Origin of the sequence: Mangrovitalea sediminis, assembly GCF_002514725.1 — a bacterium.
Classification (GTDB): domain Bacteria; phylum Pseudomonadota; class Gammaproteobacteria; order Pseudomonadales; family Oleiphilaceae; genus Mangrovitalea; species Mangrovitalea sediminis.
Genome location: NZ_NTLB01000003.1, coordinates 530,540 through 546,960, shown reverse-complemented (window position 1 = coordinate 546,960; position 16,421 = coordinate 530,540). Strand labels below are relative to the sequence as shown.

The window sequence follows — 16,421 nt, the reverse complement described above, 5'->3', positions numbered from 1 at the left end:
GACCGGGAATCCCGGTCGCTGGCCATCAGGGGCGCGGCAACGGCACCGATTGCACCATGAAAGGAACGCCCCTCGGCACCTCGGCAGTATCGTTTGCCGGATGCCGCAGCAGGATGGCGTACTTGGATTGAATGAAATACACCCGGCCGTTGTAGGCCACACCCGATGAAGGGCTGGCCAGACCGTTCACCAACGTCTTTAACGAAGCTGTCCCGTCCGTATGCAGTGACGCCAGACTGACGCTACCGTCCAGCGGATCGTTCCTGGCGAAGGCATTACTTTCGAAGATCAGCAAACGCCCACCCTGCAAATACCGAATACCGTCAGCATTCTTCAACACCCTGGGAAAGACGACCTCCCCCACCCGACCGGCCCTGCCTTGCCTCACGAAGGGAACCCTGAACAGTCGGTCCGTCGCGTTAACCGCGCTCACATAGATCGCCTGTCCCGGATCGATCGCGATACCGTTGAGGCAAAAGCCGTTGCTTCCGGGGCAAAAGGCCGGATCCGAAACCCAGGTTCGCAGGTGCCCCGAGGAACGGTCCAGCACCAGTATCCTCGCATGCTTCGAATCGGTCACATAGAGACGGCCGTCCGGCGCCAGGGCCAGATCATTGCAATAGCCCCCACCCGGTAATGCATAGCTGTGCAAGGCCGCACCGGTCGCGAGATCAAAGGATTTCAGCGCACTCGGCGTCCGCGGCACCGTCGTATAGCCGAGGCTGCCGGAACAGGCCCACAGCCGGCCACGCTTCTGGTCAACCAGCACACCCTGGGTATTACTCAGGCCATTGCTGCCTGGTGCGACAAACAGCCCGGCCCGGTGCTGCCCTGGCGCAAGACGGGCAATGGCACCTTCCCGCCAACTGCCGATGTAGAAAGTCCCGTCAGGGCTGACCGCGATACTTTCAGGATAGAAATCCTTCGGCAGGGAAAAATCCCTTATCGGCGACGGCGGTAGCCAGCTGCAGGCCCACAAGAGGTTGATGACGGCGAGAAGCGCCATGGTTTTGAAAAGTCTGGACATGAAGGTTGCTCCCTGGAAAGGATAGGGGCACTCTATTCTTAACCAAGGAATTGATCATCGAAGTTTAGGTTCCCTCATTAACAACCAAAAGGTTAGTAATGGATTACCTGAAAAGCCTCGCTGTCTTCATTCGGGTTGCAGAACTCGGAAATTTCTCTGCCGTGGCGCAAGAGTTCGACGTGTCCGGAACCATGATCGGCAAACATATTCAGGCCCTGGAAAGACGACTGGGAGGGAAGCTCATTGCCCGCTCGACACGGCGACAAAGCCTGACGGACCTTGGCGCCCTCTTCCTGGAGCGCGCCCGCGCCATCCTCGCGGATATTGAAACGGCCGATGCCCTGGCGGATGAAATCCGGCAGCAACCCCGAGGGACTTTACGCCCAGCGCACCGACAGCGCTGGGCGTGGAGCGGCTGGTGGACGTCATCGCCGACTATCGTGAGCACTATCCGGAAGTGGATGTCGAGCTGAGCATTACGGACCGCGTCGTTGACCTGGTGGACGAAGGGTTTCATGTCGCGATTCGTACCGGCGACGAGATCCATCAGGACCTGATTGCCCGGCCACTTTCCCCCTACCGGATGCTCGCCTGCGCCAGCCCCGCCTATCTGGCATCGCATCCTCCCATTGAGAAACCGCAGGACCTTGAAGGGCATCAATGCCTGGCATTCGCACAATGGGGGCGCCACCCCGTCTGGCGCTTTCAGCAAGGCAATGACATCCGGACCGTCCCCGTCTCCGGCGGCTTCCGCTCAGACAGTGTGCTGGCATTGCGCCGTGCGGCCATCAACGGCCAAGGTGTGACCGTGCAGGCAGAAACCCTCGTCGCCGAGCCCATCGCCAACGGACAGTTGCAACAGGTTCTGCCCGGCTGGCAGCTAAGGGCCCGCCCCACACTCATCGTCTGGCCCCCGCATATGCGCAACTCTGCCAAATTACGCTCCTTCGTCGATTTCGTTACGGAGCATATGGGCGATGTAAACAGGGGATAAGGTTATTTCCTGAACCATTTTAAAGAAGACTTCGGGTAATCGGCCAAAGCGGACGTTTGTTTGTCCTGCGATGAGTGTCCGTTTCAAGCACTTTAACTGCCGCTGGCAGGCGGGACCCGAGAAAGGATGAAAAGTGGCTAGCGAACTGGTGGCGATTCACTCGATGCTGTTCTGGCTAGAGCTCTCGCCCTCGAAAATGATACGTCTACAAACAGGCCACATTAAAATACGCTAAGATGAAGGAGGGCTGCTGCGGTCGCCCCTTTTTATGGCATAAACAAGGAGAAAAAATGAAAGGTGTGATTTTGGCGTCTCTGGTAGGAGCCCTTCTTATGCTGTCCGGGTGTGCGACCGGATTGAGTCCTCAGCAAACGCAATTCATGGATCAGTACCAGGCGCGCAATTTAGTGGTGGAAAAGAAAAACCCAACCTTGGCGGCCGGCCTTGGAATCTTGCCAGGCGGCGGATCTTTCTACACCGGGCATATTGGATTGGGAATTCTTAACTTGCTGTTGTGGCCAGCCTCGGTGCTTTGGGACCCGGTTAGTGGACATAATGGGGCCGAGACGGCGAACTATTATGCAACTAAAGGTAAGGTGGACTATCAGCGCAAGCTAGCGGAAAACAAACTGGAAGATAGTTTGGCCGCCGGGACGCTGACAAACCAGCAATTCATACAGAAAAAGCGCGAGCTGGACGATCAGTACCCGCAATAAGAGCCCGGGGCGCCCTCAGGCTCTTAAGGAAGTTGAGGTAACTAGCCGGGCTTGCCCGGCTTCGTTTTGCCGTTGTTCGGCCTGCAACCAGCTCCGCTAAGTAGCTTGAAAATTTAGCCAGCATCCGCTCACATACTGTTTTAGTTACAAAGTTCGTGGCCATGCCTGAATCGCCAACATTTATCTAGCCACTTTCCAGTTTTGTACGGATGTCGTTTGCCAAGGTCCGGTATTGATGGGAACCGGACATGAATCGCAAGACAGGTAAACGTCTGCTTTGGCCGATTTGCAGACTAAGGATAGAGGTCCGGCACTTAGGCAAGGACGTTGTTTGGGGAAGCGCTTAGGCTTTTCGCAGAAACAACAAGCGACGCCTGCACTAGAAAAGAATGGTATTCCCGCCAAACGGGTGAATCCGCGGAAACATGACCTTCAGCCGCAAACGCAAACAGCTTTTATATCGCAAATAATTCTCACCCAAATCAACGAGATGCTGTCATCTCATTGCGATCTATCCGTCATCATCCGGACACGCACCAGTCATCTCTGTTCCCCACACTCTCCTTGCGGTCGAGTCAGAAACCGGAGTCCCTTCACCCCTCTGCGCTGTCGGTTCCGGAACCGGGAGAGGCTGACGCTCGCACTCAGGCATTTCGTCAAACACACCATAAGGAGATAATCATGTTTCGACGCAGCCTATTATCCAGGCTCGTTCTCGGCGCGCTGATTGCCGGCAGTACCAGTGCTGTCATGGCCCGGGATCATGCCCAGACAGCCACTCCCATCAAGCACCTGATCGTCATCGTGGGCGAGAACCATACCTTCGATAACCTGTTCGCCACCTTCAAGCCACGCCATGGCCAGTTTGTGACCAACCTGCTGTCCGAGGGTATCATCAAGGCTGACGGGTCCCCGGGTCCGAACTTCAAGCAGGCCATGCAACAGACCGCCTCTGTGACTGATCGCTATTCGCCGACACCGGAACAGAGCGGCGCCTACAGCTATCTTCCGCAACCGGCCACGACTTACGCTCTCGGCGTTCCCCCGGGCGTGCCTGATGACCGTTTCCCTGCGGATTTACCGGACGGTCCGTTCCAGATCACCGATTACGTGAACTACGACGCACACACCGGGGACCCCGCACACCGGTTCTTCCAGATGTGGCAACAGTACGATGGCGGCAAGATGGACCTGTTTGCCTGGGTCGGTGTGACCATCGGCGTCGGCGGTCAGAACAGCCCGCCCGCACCGACACCCGGTAACACCTATCAGGGTGGCGAAGCGTTAGGCTTCTACAACATGCAGGAAGGCGACGCCTCGATCTTCAACAACTTTGCGCACCAGTACGCCATCAGCGATAACTATCACCAGGCCGTTATGGGCGGCACCGGCGCCAACTTCCTCGCCCTGGTCACCGGCGATGTGGGGTACTACACCGACGGCAACGGCCCGACCATGCCACCGGCCAACCAGATCGAAAACCCGGATCCGCAACAGGGTACGAATAATTTCTATACCCAGGACGGCTACGGCGGTGGCTCCTACGTCAACTGCTCGGACTCATCGCAGCCCGGTGTCGCAGCCATCGATCAGTACCTGCGCTCACTGCCCTATAAGCCCTTCAACAAGGGCAACTGCGCCGACAACACCTACTACCTGGTTAACAACTACAACCTGGGGTATGACTACAAAGGCGATCCCCGCAAACTGGGGTCCGATAAGTTCGTGCTTCCGCCGCAGACGATTCCGACGATTGCAGACGCCCTGTCCGCCCGCAACATCTCCTGGAAGTACTATATTGGCGGCCGCCAACCGAATGGCGCACCGACCAATGAATACTGCGGCATCTGTGATCCGTTGACCGGCTTCACGTCGATCATGACGACCTCGCAGAAGAACAACCTGCAGGGCATGGAGCAGTTCTATCAGGATGTGAAGAACCCGAATACGCTGCCGGCCGTCTCCTATATCCGTCCCTTCGAAAGCGACGCGGGCCATCCCGCCGACGCGACGGTGCCGGATTTCGAGAAGTTCGTGCAGAATGTCGTTCAGCGTGTCCAGGCCAATCCAGAGGTATGGCGCCATACGGCGATCCTGGTGACGGTGGACGAAGGTGGCGGTTATTACGATTCCGGCTATATCCAGCCAATCGACTTCTTCGGCGATGGCACCCGGATTCCCCTGATCGCCATTTCACCCTACGCCAAGCGTGGCTATGTCGACCACAGCTATGCCGACCATGCTTCGATCCTGAAGTTCATCGAGCGCAACTGGGGGCTGCCGCCGTTGTCTGATCGCAGCCGTGACAACCTGCCGAACCCGGTCACCCGTCACGATCCCTATGTGCCGGTCAACCGGCCGGCGATTGATGACCTGATGTCCCTCTTCAACTTCCATCACCATGGGTGGGGTTGGGGACAGGATGATGACCAGCGTTGGAACGATCAGGACTGATTCCTGAAGATCCGATCGCGGGATGGTGCCATGCGCATCATCCCGCAACCGTCTCAGTCCAGTGTCTCTGCCGTATCGGCCAGCTGATTCGGGGAATGCAGCGGCGGAATCACCGACGCCATCAGTTGCAGACGACCCGTGATAACACCGCGCAGGGTTATCATTTCGTCGGCAATCGATTGCAGCTTGCAGGCTGGTCCCTGGACCAGAATGACTTCCATGGTCTGGCTCCGTTCCAGGTGTACGTGCAGTGAGCTGATCACCTCGTCGATATAGCGGTGCTGCAAGTCCGCCAACTGGTTCTGCAACCCCCGCGTTGAATGGTCGTAAAACAGGGTCACCGTGCCGGCCATCACTTCCTGCCCTAACTGCCGATGATGATTTGCCAGTTGCTGATTGATCATTTCCGCGATGGCCTGCGAACGGCTTTCGAACCCCCGGCTAGCCACCATCCGGTCGAGATCGATCACCAGATCCTCCGGTAGTGAAACACTGATCCGGCTCACAGGCCGCGGGCGTATCGGTAATCCAGCAGTCATAGCCTTTTCCCCGGTGGTGCAAGAGGCCGGCGGTGATCGATAACAGACCACCACCTCGCCCAAGGCACCTCAGAACATGTATGCGTAACGGTCGACTTCCCAGGCGCTAACGGTCTGGTGATAGGCCTCCCACTCCTGGCTCTTGTAACGGATGAACTCGTCGCGCAACGCCTTGCCCAAGGTCTTTTCCACCAGGGGATCCGCCGCAAAGGCCGCTACCGCCTCCTGCAGGGTCTGCGGCAGGAACTCGATTCCCCTGTCGTTACGCTCGGCTTCCGAGATTGCATAGAGGTTGTCCTCCTGCGGATTGCCGGGATCAATGCGCTCTCGGATTCCTTCAAGTCCGGCCGCCAGCGCCAGGGTCGCTGCCAGATAGGGATTCACGGCGCCATCGGCATTACGCGACTCACAACGACCGCCGTTCATCGGCACCCGAACCGAATTGGTTCTGTTGTTGGAGCCGTAGGAGTTGAACACCGGCGCCCAGGAGAAATAGTTCATCGCGCCCTGCCGTACCAGTCGCTTGTAGCTGTTGACGGTCGGTGCGAAGGCCGCACAGAGAGCCCGGCCGTGCTTGAGGATACCCCCAATGAAGTAATACCCCAGCTCCGTCAGGCCCAGTCCACGGGGGTCATCGGACGGCTCACAGGCGAACAGGTTGACGCCCGTTTCCAGGTCGAACAGTGACATGTTGAAGTGGGCACCGTTGCCGGTGCGGTCAGCGAAGGGTTTGGGCATGCAGGTGGCCAACAGCCCCTCTTCCTTGGCGTAGTGCTTGGCCATAAAGCGGAAGAAGGTGAAGCGATCGCACATGGTCAACGCGTCGGCATACTTGAAGTCGAATTCGTACTGGCCGTTGGCGTCTTCGTGGTCGAGGGAATACAGGTCCCAGCCCAGGTCGTTCATGCAGGTAGCAACCTTATCGAGCCAGGGCAGGCTATCGACAAAACCGCGCACGTCGTAGCAGGGCTTGTTCAGGCGATCATCCGGATTCGGCACAGAGAGCGTGCCGTCCTCGTGCTGCTTGAGCAGGAAAATCTCACACTCGATCCCCAGATTGAATCCGAATCCCATTTCCGCCGCCTGGGCAAGTACCCGCTTCAGGGCCACCCGTGTATTCAGCGGATACGGCTGTCCCTTAAAGGTGTTGTCCGCCGGCATCCAGGCCATCCGGGGTTCCCAGGGGAGCTGGATGACACCATCCAGGTCCGGTACCGACGCGATCTCGTCGTCGTTGGGCGCCTGGCCCAGCCCATCCAGCGCATAGCCGGTATACAGTTCCGACCCTTCGGCCATGTGCTCCAGGTGGTCGATGGGCACGACTTTGCCCTTGGGCACGCCATGGATATCGACAAAGGCACCGATGCAGTACTTAACGCCCTGCTCTCGTAAACGCGCCTGAATCGCCTGAATCTCTTCTTTGGATTTCATACTGGCTCCTCCCGTATCGGGTCGAAGTAGGAATAGTCGAGCGGGGGTTGCTCCTGCAGACCGCGTCGTATCAATGAACCCAGGTCTTCCACCATCCAGTCGAACCACTGCTGGCCCTTTCCGGCGCTGGCGCCGCTGGGCAGACCGGTCACCCCGTTACGGCTGGTGCGGTTCACGGGGTGGGCGAAGACAAGGCCGTCGGTACGATCCGGATCGTCGGCCTCTGTGAGACGGTCCATCCGGACCATGTCCGGCACGACAGCCATCATCAGTGAGGTTTCGGCATCGTTCGCATGCCAGTCGTCGCCATCGGCGAAATGGAATTCGCGGACACGCGGGCTCAGGGTTGCCGAGTTGAACAGCGCGACCATCAGGTCATCGTGTTCGGCCCGAAGCATTTCCAGCGCACAGCGCAGCGGCGCGGCGTTGGTGACATGGGTATTGACCATAAACAGTCGACGGACCCCGCTGTGATAAGCCCAGTCGCCAATCTGCTTGACCAGTTCAATCAACGTAATGGGTTGCACAGCCAGAGTGCCGGGCCAACGTCGGCTATGCCCCAGAGAGCAGCCGTAAGGCAGCGTCGGCAGCATAGGGACCCCGGTTTCCTCCGCCACGGCACGACACAGCGTATCGGCCATCACCGCGTCCATACCGCATCCCATATGAGGACCGTGCTGTTCGGTGGCGCCCACGGGCAGGATCGCCGCCCCGGCCACGGACGCCAGTTGCACCGGTACCTCTTTCCAGGTGAGCTTCGACCATTCCATCGTCAATCCACCTCGTCGCCGACATGCGTCAAACGCGCCACATGGGGAATCACCATTTCCGCCTCCTCTTCCTTGGGCGGATGGATCAGGCTTTCGAGACGGGCCTTGGTGGCGATGAACTCTTCGGAGAAACGCTGCTCCGGTGTACGCGGGTGCGGCACCGGCACTTCAATCAACTCCTGAACCTCGCCGGGATGCGCTTTCAGGACGAGAATGCGGTCTGCCAGATAGACGGCTTCGTCCAGGTCGTGGGTGATGAACACCACGGTGATATCGATGTTCTTCCAGATCTCCAGCAAATAGGACTGCATGCGGGCGCGGGTCTGGGCATCCAGCGCACCGAAAGGTTCGTCCATCAGCAGGATTCTGGGCTTGTTGGCCAGCGCACGGGCAATAGCCACCCGCTGTTTCATCCCCCCGGAAAGCTGGTGCGGATAGTGATCGGCGAATTTGCTCAGCCCCACCAGATCTATCCATTGCAGGGCTTCGCGCTCGGCGATGGACTTGCCGTTTCCGTTGACCTCCAGGCCGAACATGACGTTCTTCTTCACGGTCAGCCAGGGGAACAGGGTATATCCCTGGAAGACCATGCCCCGGTCCGCCCCCGGCCGGGTAACGGGGTTGCCGTCCAGCAACACCTGACCGCCACTGTAGGTTTCCAGGCCCGAGAGGATTCGGACCAGCGTCGACTTGCCACAACCTGAGGGGCCGATGACACAGAGGAACTCGCGACGGTGCGTCTGGAAGCTGACATCCTTGAGCGCCGTCACTTCACCCTGCGCGGAATCGAAGGTCTTGTAGAGGTTCTTCACATCCAGGATTACCGGGCGCTGCTTGAGGCGCTCGAAGCGCTCCCGCACCGCCGGCGACTGTTCCAGATACTTGGGCATGCTTTCAGTCTTGTTCATGACGCGTCTCCTCAGGCTTTGGTCTGCGACTGTTCCCAGGGGAAGAGCCGTCTGCCGAGCCAGGCGAGAAAGAGGTCCGTTGCCACACCGATAAAGCCGATGATCATGATGGCGGCATAGACGTTTTCGAAGTTCTTGTAGCGGGCCTGCTGGGTAATGAACCAGGTGATACCGGAGCTGGTACCCACCAACTCCGCCACAATCAGGTAAGTCCAGGCCCAGCCCAGGAGAATCCGCTGGTCTCGGTGGATATCCGGCAGGATGCCCGGCAGTACCACGCGCTTCAGTAGTTGCCAACGACTGGAGCCTAACGTCAGCGCCGCTTCAAGCAGGGACAGATCGAGCTTGCGCGTGGTGTTGGCTATCACCAGTACCTGTTGGAAAAAGGTGCCGATAAAGATGATCGCAATCTTGGGACCATCGAAGATCCCCAGCACCGCCACCGCCAGGGCGCCGAACGCGGGCGCTGGCAGGTAACGGAAGAATTCGATAAAGGGTTCTGTCAGCCGGGCTATCGGTGTGAAGGTCCCGCAGAGGATTCCCAGCGGTACGCCGATCAGCGACGACAGGAAAAAGCCCCAGAAAATGATCTGAATGCTGTGCCAGAGGCTCTGATACAACCATTTTTCACTACGCATCTGCGGTGGTGTGGTAAAGGCCGTGTAGAAGGCTTTAGCCACCTGGTCCGGCGCCGGCAGATAGATCGGGTTTGCCCTTACCCCCTCAGGCGGCTTCTTGCCCGCCTTGTCCATGGCGCCAACCTGCGCCTGGAAGACTGCGCGGGAGACCTGCATACCGGGTTGCAGGAATCCCACGCCGCCAGGGTCCGTGATTTTGACCTGAGGGTGCCAGACGAAAGGGACATAACTCACCAGGCACCACAACAGCAACGGCAGCAGAAAGGAACCGATGGTCAACATCCTGCGGTTGCGAGGGGTAACTGACTGGCGCACCGCGAACCATTGGCGACTACCCATGCAAAATTCTCCTTCTCTGCTGCCGGTTGGGACTCAGATCGTTAGTGCATCGCTTCGGTCATGGACGGATCGATATAGCTGCTCACGTCCTGCGACTTCTTGTACACGTCGTACTTCAGGTTGAACTTGTTGACGATCTCCGTAGAGCCATACATCGAGGAGAAGCCATCCCCTATCTTGAAGACCTTCTTCGCCTCAGGCAGCGTCAGGATGTGTGTTCCTTTGAGCAGCGGCGCATACTCCGCTGGCGAGATACCCACTCGGGCAGCCATGATCTTGATGGCTTCAGGACGGGTCTTGGGATCTTTGATGTAGTTGACGACGCGGTACCAGACCTTCATCACCTTCTTCCACTCTTCCGGGTGAGCCGCAAGGCTGGAAGGACTGACCGCCAGGGTGTCGTAAATCAGACCGGGTTCCTGGGCGGAGGTGAAGATAGGCTTGGCACCCGGCACCATTTCCAGGGCCTTACCGGAGTTAGGCTGCCAGGCGCCAATGGCACTCACCTGACCGGATGCCAGAACCTGCGGGGTTTCATTGGTCGGCACGTTGACGAGCTGAACGTCGTTCTCGGTCATACCGTATTTTTCGAGACCCTTGAGCAACAGCAGATGGTCGACGAAGCCCAGCTCGACACCAACCTTCTTGCCTTTGAGGTCCTTGAGGCTATTGATACCCGGCTGACCGACGATCATGTCGTTACCCGCCGAGTAATCGTTCACCAGGATCATCACACTCTTGCCACCGGTAGCCCCAGTGACCAAGGCATCGCCGTTGGTCATGCAAACCGCGTCCAGCTTGCCTGCCGCAAAGGCGTCCATCGAGGGCACATAGTCGAACCAATCGAATTCGACATCGACCCCGGCTTCCTTAAACCAGCCCTTTTCGATAGCAACCTGCCAGGCGACCCATCCCGGCCAGTCGCTGTAACCGATTTTCAACGGGGCGGACAGCGCCGACAGGGAGTGTCCCATCGTCAACGCAAACACCAGGCCGGCCAGGCCTGTCTTCAGGTAACGTAACACGGCTTTGGCTGTCATCTGCCATTTCCTCTTTGTGAGTATTACGATTTGTCGGATCGGTAATACCCGCAAAAGCAATGGCGGGGCCACTCTTGGAAAGACTAACTAAAACAGGTAGATGACATTAAAATGAGAGCAAAAGGAGGGATTTCGCGAGGAGTGGCGTGCACCGAACCAAGGCGCAACGCCACTTTTTGGGGCCTGACTACAGCGTCAGCAGAAGGCAAACAAAACGAGTCGGTTCAGTCTTGAACATCCACGCCCAGCAGTCCATCCAACTGGTCGTCCTTCGCGCGCCACAGTTCGTCGAGCCACAGTTTGACCTGCCCCCGATGACTGCTTTCCAGATCGTCTGGCCGGCGTAAGGGCTCGGGAATCGGACGACGTTCCACCCGCATGGTGATACGAGTCACCTTGCCGCAGAGGAACTCCCACAGCGTTGGTCTGCCGTCCGGGTAAGCGATGGTGACATCCAGGGTTTCATTCAGGGCATCCCCCATTGCATCCAGCACAAAGGCCACTCCGCCGGCCTTAGGTCTCAACAGGTGACGATAGGGTGATTTCTGGCGGTCGTGCTTGGCACGGCTATAGCGCGTCCCTTCAATAAAATTCATCACACTGACCGGTGTTGTCCGGAATTTGGCGCACGCTCGCCGCGTGGTTTCCATATCCTTACCGCGCTTTTCAGGATGGCGGGCGAGATACTCCGGTGAGTAACGCTTCATAAAAGGAAAGTCGAGCCCCCACCAGGCCAGGCCAATAACGGGAACCCAGATCAGCTCTTTCTTCAGGAAAAACTTGAGAAACGGGATGCGCCGATTCAGGACATGCTGCATCGCAAAGATATCGACCCAGCTCTGATGGTTGCTCAGCACCAGATACCAGCCTTCACGCTTCAGATCATCAAGCCCTTCGACATCCCATTGCGTGCGCTGTGTCAGCCGCATCCAGCCGCTGTTGCAAGCCACCCAACATTCGGAAATGACGATAATGACGCGGGTACAGAGAACACGCCAACCGTGAATCGGGATCAGTTTCAGCAGCGCAGGAATATAAAGAAGCACACACCAGAAGACGGTGTTGATAGCGAGTAATAAAGAGGCAATCACCCCACGGACCGGGGCGGGCAAGAATGTGAGCATGGATGCAACCTTGTGTTTTCTCTATAGGCCGACATCATAGTCACTCGCAACTACGAGGGGAATGTTTACGGCCAGGCGAATCGCGGGAACACTGCAGGAAAACCGCGGAAATTGAGGATGCAGTGCTAAAAGACTGGCAACGCACAACCGCTACCGTCTTCAGAAAAGGGATTTTAAAACGAAAAAGGAACGGGCATCCAACTCATACCCACAAGGATATGGTTAGATGAAAACCCGTTCCTGTCTGCCGGAAACGCGCCCGAAGGCGCACTTCAGCTAATACGGTATTACAAGCCTTACTCGGGGACGACGTTGCTCGCCTGAGGGCCTTTTGGACCCTGTTCCACGGTAAAGGTCACTTTCTGCCCTTCCGCCAGGGTTTTGAAGCCGGACCCCTGGATAGCGCTGAAGTGGACGAATACGTCCGGACCGCCATCAGCCTGAGAGATGAAACCAAAACCTTTGGATTCGTTAAACCACTTTACGGTACCTGTAGCCATTATTTATCTACCTTTTACCTTCAATAATCAGACTATTGGATCATGTTCACAGTACAGGTAATGGGAAGGGCATTCGGGAAGTATCTGCGAGGAACTACTCAAATAACCAATAACTGTACTCGAGCAACTATAGGCGAGTTCTTACTTTCGTACCACCACTATTTTTTGATCGGAGCAGAGAAAGTCGTTGTCCACTTGTTATACGACAGCGACACATTCAACAGGACGAGGATTCCATTCCTCTAACCGCAAATCACGATGCCGTAAGCGGCTGCTCTCCCATGGGCCGACGATCCTTTTGGGGCGTAATCGCCGGTGCAGGTTCCTGCTTGAAAGCGCCCGTTGCCAACTCTTCGAGGAAGTGGTTGGCCAGCAGATGGATGTCGGCAATACGCTGCCCGAGCTGATCAGCCTCCTGACTGGCGGCATGACTGCAACCCAGCGACTGTTCCGACAGATCATTCAGGTGCTCCACCTGACGCTTCATCTGATCGCCCAAGGTGGCCTGCTCCTCATTCGCAGCAGCGATATCCTGCATATAATGCGCGATACGCTCGACGTCCTGAAGCGTCTCCTGCAACGAATCCCTGACACCGTATCCCAATTGAACGGTTTCACCGACGGTGATCACGCTTTCATCGATAGCAATCACCGCCGACGCGGTATCGGCCTGCAACCCCTCCACGATGGAACCGATCTTTCGGGTCGACTCATGCGTACGCCGGGCCAGCGCACGGACTTCATCCGCCACCACCGCGAAGCCCCGCCCCTGCTCACCCGCGCGAGCCGCTTCAATAGCCGCGTTCAACGCCAACAGGTTCGTTTGTTCAGCAACATCGCGAATGACATCGACCACGGTCCCGATCTCCTCGCTACGCGCCTCCAACTGGGCAATACGCTGCCGGGCACCTTCCAGGTTTTGCGCCAGACTCTCCACCGCTGCACTGACCTGGCTCACCAGCCCCTGCCCTTCCTCGGTACGAGCCACGGATTGGCCCGCGGTTTCACTCGACTGCGCCGCTCGCGTCGCCACTTCATGGACACTCTGGGCCAGATGCTCCGCGGCACGACAGATTTCCGCGACATCCCGTTGTTGCTGCTCGACGCTGGCGGCCGACTCTATCGTCAGTTGCTGTGACCGCTCGGTGGCATCACGCAAAAAGCCACTGCTGTAAAATATGCGCGCGGCCACGGCAAGTAACTCCGAGCATCGACGCTCTATCGCAAATCGCACCAACCCCACTTCATCCTGCCGTCCGGTATAGATATAACTCATTATGCGCGCTGCGGAGCCGCCACCGGCTTCGCGCTCCAACCGAAACAGCGGCCCCATCGCAAGCCCCAAAACCGCAAGCCCCGAAACATAGGTTGCCGCCACCAATAGGGCGGCAGACAGGTTGATGGCATAGCCGACTGACGCAAATCCGATGGCCGGCAGCAAACCTCCTGCGCAAACCCGTCTCCAGAGGCCCATGCGTGGCAAGCGAAGGGCCAGCGGAAGCTTTCCCTGCCGCCAGACCGCATATAGGGATTCAGCCCGCCGGACCTGCTCCCGTTCAGGGGTAACCCGCACCGACTGGTATTCTACGATAGCGCCATGACGGCGAATCGGCGTCACATAGGCATCCACCCAATAATGATCGCCATTCTTGCAACGGTTCTTAACGACGCCCTTCCATGAACGCCCCATCTTGAGACAAAGCCAGAGGTCGGCAAACGCCTCCTGCGGCATATCCGGGTGCCGGATGATGTTATGAGCCTGACCGATCAACTCATCGCGAGAAAAACCGGACACCGCGACAAAATCGTCGTTAACGTCAGTGATGACCCCTTTCAAATTGGTTGTTGTAATCAACTGCTGGCCGGAAGGGACAATAACCTCCCGCTGGGTAACCGGATGATTGCGTCGCATAGCTCAAAGACCCCTCCTATGGGTAATTCCTGATTGTCAGAACGTCTCACTACGCGTCCTTCCGATTCAGTTAGGCAGTTCAGCCTCGCGATAAAAAGCCATTTTTTGCAAGTTGAAAGATTCTCACTAACAACAAGAAGCCTGCAAAAATTGGCTAGGCAACCCAATTTTCAGACACCTATCGTGTAAGCATGCACAAGGAGTAACGGCATGGTGTCGATAAGTGAACAACCGCAGCTGTTCCACCATATTTGCGAGCTTTCAGCGGAAGCATTGATGGTGACTCAGGAGGACCTGAGCATTGTCTACGTCAATGCGGCCTTTGAGGCGACAACGGGCTATCACTCCAAAGAAGTCCAGGGACAACGCCCGTCACTGCTCAGTTCCGGCTACCATGGGCCGGAGTTCTACCAGCGTATGTGGAAAACTATCGAGCAACGTGGCCGCTGGCAGGGTTTGGTGTGGAATCGACGCAAGGACGGACAGGTCTACCCGGAATGGCTCAATATCATCAGAGTGCAGGAAGGACAGGCGACCTATTACGCCGGACAATTTTCCGACCTTAGCGCCTTTGAAAACATTCGAAGCGATTTGCGCCGCTTCGCCTGCTATGACCACCTTACGGAGCTACCCAATCGCGCCCTGTTCGAAGATCTCGTTCGGGCACGACTCCGCCAGAGCGTGCGCCAAAACCGGCCTTGTGCCCTCCTGTTCGTCGATATCGATCACTTCAAGCAGTTCAATGACGTCTACGGACACCCATACGGCGACAATGTGATCCGGGCGGTCGCCCAACGACTGAGCAGCACCCTCCGGGACAGCGACGTGGTGGCCCGCTTCGCCGGAGATGAGTTCGTCGTGCTGCTGGATGACTGCGCGGAGAGCAGCAGTCTCGGCGACCTCTGCAAACGGATGACACAGGCCTTTGAAACCCCACTGATGATTGAAGGAGAGCCGCGTTATATCTCCGTGACCATCGGCGCTGCCCGCCACCCGGAAGATGGCAGCGATGTCGAAACCCTGATACGCAACGCGGACATTGCCCTCTATGCCGCCAAGGAAAGCGGACGTGGGCAGGCCCGTTATTTCAGCCCGGACCTTTTTGCACCGATTCTGCGAGCCAACCTGGTCGCCACGACGCTTCGTCAGGAACTGGAACGAACGCCCAAAGCTTTCTCCGCGGTCTATCAACCGCAGTTCGACCTTGCCTCTCAACAGCGAATCGGAATGGAGGTACTGCTCCGTTGGCACAGCCCTGTACTGGGAATAGTATCTCCAGCCGAATTCATCCCGATTGCGGAAAATCACAGCCTGATTCAGCCCCTTACGCTACGGCTGGTCGAAGCCGTCATGAGAGACATAGCCGGTGCGCCAACTGACATTTTCAGCCGCCACCGCCTGTGCCTGAACGTTTCGGCACTGCAGATTCCCAATGCCATCCTGTTGCCCGTCCTGGAACCGCTCCAGCAGCGTTGCGTAGCCCTGGGCATGGACATAGAACTCGAAATCACAGAGACCCAGCTGATGCGGCAATCGGAAAAGTTTCCACAAGGTCTTCGCGACCTTCGGCAAGCCGGATACAGCATTGCTATCGACGACTTCGGAACCGGCTATTCTGCGCTGGGTTACCTGCGACGGCTACCGGTAGATACGCTGAAAATCGATCGCTGCTTTATCCGCGAACTGGACCGAAACGTTCAGGATGCGGCCATCATCAAAGCCATCGTCGCCATGGCCCGGGGGCTCGACCTGAGAGTGGTGGCGGAGGGAATCGAAAACGCCCAGCAGTGCCGGCAACTCAGCACCGACGGATGCGACGTGGGTCAGGGTTTCTGGCTGTCCCACCCCCTCCCGTTCGCCGATCTCCTAACCGCCCCTCACCTGGCGCAGCCAATTGGCAATCCAACCGTCAACAATGATGAACAGTTCGTCAAATAATGGAGCCCATATGCAAAAAACGGGTATACGTTCCTTCCTAAAAACCTTAGCTTGGTCATGGTTATTCCCCGACCCTTTCTCCCTATAACAC

The 16,421-nt window shown here is 57.5% G+C and carries 15 protein-coding genes; 5 read left to right on the top strand and 10 right to left on the bottom strand.

Annotation, left to right across the window (positions count from 1 at the left end; genetic code table 11):
- Positions 1-25: 25 nt before the first annotated feature.
- Positions 26-1,027 (bottom strand): Vgb family protein, encoded by a 1,002-nt coding sequence (locus tag CLR77_RS09445; protein WP_097460369.1) that lies wholly within the window; start codon positions 1,025-1,027, stop codon positions 26-28.
- 98 nt (positions 1,028-1,125) lie between these two features.
- On the opposite strand from CLR77_RS09445, the gene CLR77_RS09440 reads away from it, so the two are divergent.
- From CLR77_RS09440 to CLR77_RS09425, 4 genes are all read left to right on the top strand, one after another.
- Positions 1,126-1,500: a LysR family transcriptional regulator gene (locus CLR77_RS09440; RefSeq protein WP_097460368.1), complete on the top strand. Its 375-nt coding sequence runs from the start codon at positions 1,126-1,128 to the stop codon at positions 1,498-1,500.
- Positions 1,446-2,021 carry a substrate binding domain-containing protein gene (locus CLR77_RS09435; RefSeq protein ID WP_158227154.1) on the top strand — a complete coding sequence of 192 codons (576 nt, stop codon included), beginning with the start codon at positions 1,446-1,448 and terminating at the stop codon, positions 2,019-2,021. The genes CLR77_RS09440 and CLR77_RS09435 overlap by 55 nt, the downstream gene beginning before the upstream one ends.
- Positions 2,022-2,311: 290 nt before the next feature.
- Entirely contained in the window at positions 2,312-2,737 is a 426-nt protein-coding gene (locus CLR77_RS09430; RefSeq protein ID WP_097460366.1) for a hypothetical protein, read from the top strand.
- A gap of 681 nt (positions 2,738-3,418) precedes the next feature.
- Positions 3,419-5,191: an alkaline phosphatase family protein gene (locus CLR77_RS09425; RefSeq protein WP_097460365.1), complete on the top strand. Its 1,773-nt coding sequence runs from the start codon at positions 3,419-3,421 to the stop codon at positions 5,189-5,191.
- A 53-nt stretch (positions 5,192-5,244) separates the two neighbouring features.
- Here CLR77_RS09425 and nikR read toward each other — a convergent pair whose 3' ends face one another.
- The 9 genes from nikR to CLR77_RS09380 form a co-directional block, all read right to left on the bottom strand.
- Positions 5,245-5,730 carry a nickel-responsive transcriptional regulator NikR gene (nikR, locus tag CLR77_RS09420; RefSeq protein ID WP_097460364.1) on the bottom strand — a complete coding sequence of 162 codons (486 nt, stop codon included), beginning with the start codon at positions 5,728-5,730 and terminating at the stop codon, positions 5,245-5,247.
- 69 nt (positions 5,731-5,799) lie between these two features.
- Entirely contained in the window at positions 5,800-7,161 is a 1,362-nt protein-coding gene (glnT, locus tag CLR77_RS09415; protein WP_097460363.1) for a type III glutamate--ammonia ligase, read from the bottom strand.
- Entirely contained in the window at positions 7,158-7,931 is a 774-nt protein-coding gene (locus CLR77_RS09410; protein WP_097460362.1) for a creatininase family protein, read from the bottom strand. Before CLR77_RS09410 ends, glnT begins: the two co-directional genes overlap by 4 nt.
- 2 nt (positions 7,932-7,933) lie before the next feature.
- Positions 7,934-8,839 (bottom strand): ABC transporter ATP-binding protein, encoded by a 906-nt coding sequence (locus CLR77_RS09405; RefSeq protein WP_097460361.1) that lies wholly within the window; start codon positions 8,837-8,839, stop codon positions 7,934-7,936.
- An 11-nt stretch (positions 8,840-8,850) separates the two neighbouring features.
- Positions 8,851-9,816, bottom strand: a complete 966-nt coding sequence (locus CLR77_RS09400; RefSeq protein ID WP_097460360.1) for an ABC transporter permease — start codon at positions 9,814-9,816, stop codon at positions 8,851-8,853.
- Between the two features lie 41 nt (positions 9,817-9,857).
- On the bottom strand, positions 9,858-10,856 hold the full coding sequence (locus tag CLR77_RS09395; RefSeq protein WP_097460359.1) for an ABC transporter substrate-binding protein: 999 nt from the start codon (positions 10,854-10,856) through the stop codon (positions 9,858-9,860).
- A gap of 224 nt (positions 10,857-11,080) precedes the next feature.
- A complete protein-coding gene (locus tag CLR77_RS09390) occupies positions 11,081-11,980 on the bottom strand; it encodes an acyltransferase (protein WP_097460358.1) in 900 nt (299 codons plus the stop codon).
- Between the two features lie 296 nt (positions 11,981-12,276).
- Positions 12,277-12,480, bottom strand: a complete 204-nt coding sequence (cspE, locus tag CLR77_RS09385) for a transcription antiterminator/RNA stability regulator CspE (protein WP_097460357.1) — start codon at positions 12,478-12,480, stop codon at positions 12,277-12,279.
- 253 nt (positions 12,481-12,733) lie between these two features.
- A complete protein-coding gene (locus CLR77_RS09380) occupies positions 12,734-14,392 on the bottom strand; it encodes a methyl-accepting chemotaxis protein (RefSeq protein ID WP_097460356.1) in 1,659 nt (552 codons plus the stop codon).
- Positions 14,393-14,602: 210 nt separating this feature from the next.
- Here CLR77_RS09380 and CLR77_RS09375 point away from each other — a divergent pair, with 210 nt between their 5' ends.
- The gene (locus tag CLR77_RS09375) at positions 14,603-16,330 is read left to right on the top strand and encodes a putative bifunctional diguanylate cyclase/phosphodiesterase (protein ID WP_097460355.1); all 1,728 of its coding nucleotides are present in this window, start codon (positions 14,603-14,605) and stop codon (positions 16,328-16,330) included.
- Positions 16,331-16,421: the final 91 nt, after the last annotated feature.

What these genes read in the sequence shown, in the direction of transcription:
- CLR77_RS09390 (WP_097460358.1), bottom strand. Translation starts at nt 11,980, where the DNA reads ATGCTCACATTCTTGCCCGCCCCGGTCCGTGGGGTGATTGCCTCTTTA.
- CLR77_RS09405 (WP_097460361.1), bottom strand. Translation starts at nt 8,839, where the DNA reads ATGAACAAGACTGAAAGCATGCCCAAGTATCTGGAACAGTCGCCGGCG.
- nikR (WP_097460364.1), bottom strand. Translation starts at nt 5,730, where the DNA reads ATGACTGCTGGATTACCGATACGCCCGCGGCCTGTGAGCCGGATCAGT.
- CLR77_RS09430 (WP_097460366.1), top strand. Translation starts at nt 2,312, where the DNA reads ATGAAAGGTGTGATTTTGGCGTCTCTGGTAGGAGCCCTTCTTATGCTG.
- glnT (WP_097460363.1), bottom strand. Translation starts at nt 7,161, where the DNA reads ATGAAATCCAAAGAAGAGATTCAGGCGATTCAGGCGCGTTTACGAGAG.
- CLR77_RS09400 (WP_097460360.1), bottom strand. Translation starts at nt 9,816, where the DNA reads ATGGGTAGTCGCCAATGGTTCGCGGTGCGCCAGTCAGTTACCCCTCGC.
- CLR77_RS09380 (WP_097460356.1), bottom strand. Translation starts at nt 14,392, where the DNA reads ATGCGACGCAATCATCCGGTTACCCAGCGGGAGGTTATTGTCCCTTCC.
- CLR77_RS09375 (WP_097460355.1), top strand. Translation starts at nt 14,603, where the DNA reads ATGGTGTCGATAAGTGAACAACCGCAGCTGTTCCACCATATTTGCGAG.
- CLR77_RS09425 (WP_097460365.1), top strand. Translation starts at nt 3,419, where the DNA reads ATGTTTCGACGCAGCCTATTATCCAGGCTCGTTCTCGGCGCGCTGATT.
- cspE (WP_097460357.1), bottom strand. Translation starts at nt 12,480, where the DNA reads ATGGCTACAGGTACCGTAAAGTGGTTTAACGAATCCAAAGGTTTTGGT.
- CLR77_RS09410 (WP_097460362.1), bottom strand. Translation starts at nt 7,931, where the DNA reads ATGGAATGGTCGAAGCTCACCTGGAAAGAGGTACCGGTGCAACTGGCG.
- CLR77_RS09395 (WP_097460359.1), bottom strand. Translation starts at nt 10,856, where the DNA reads ATGACAGCCAAAGCCGTGTTACGTTACCTGAAGACAGGCCTGGCCGGC.
- CLR77_RS09445 (WP_097460369.1), bottom strand. Translation starts at nt 1,027, where the DNA reads ATGTCCAGACTTTTCAAAACCATGGCGCTTCTCGCCGTCATCAACCTC.
- CLR77_RS09440 (WP_097460368.1), top strand. Translation starts at nt 1,126, where the DNA reads ATGGATTACCTGAAAAGCCTCGCTGTCTTCATTCGGGTTGCAGAACTC.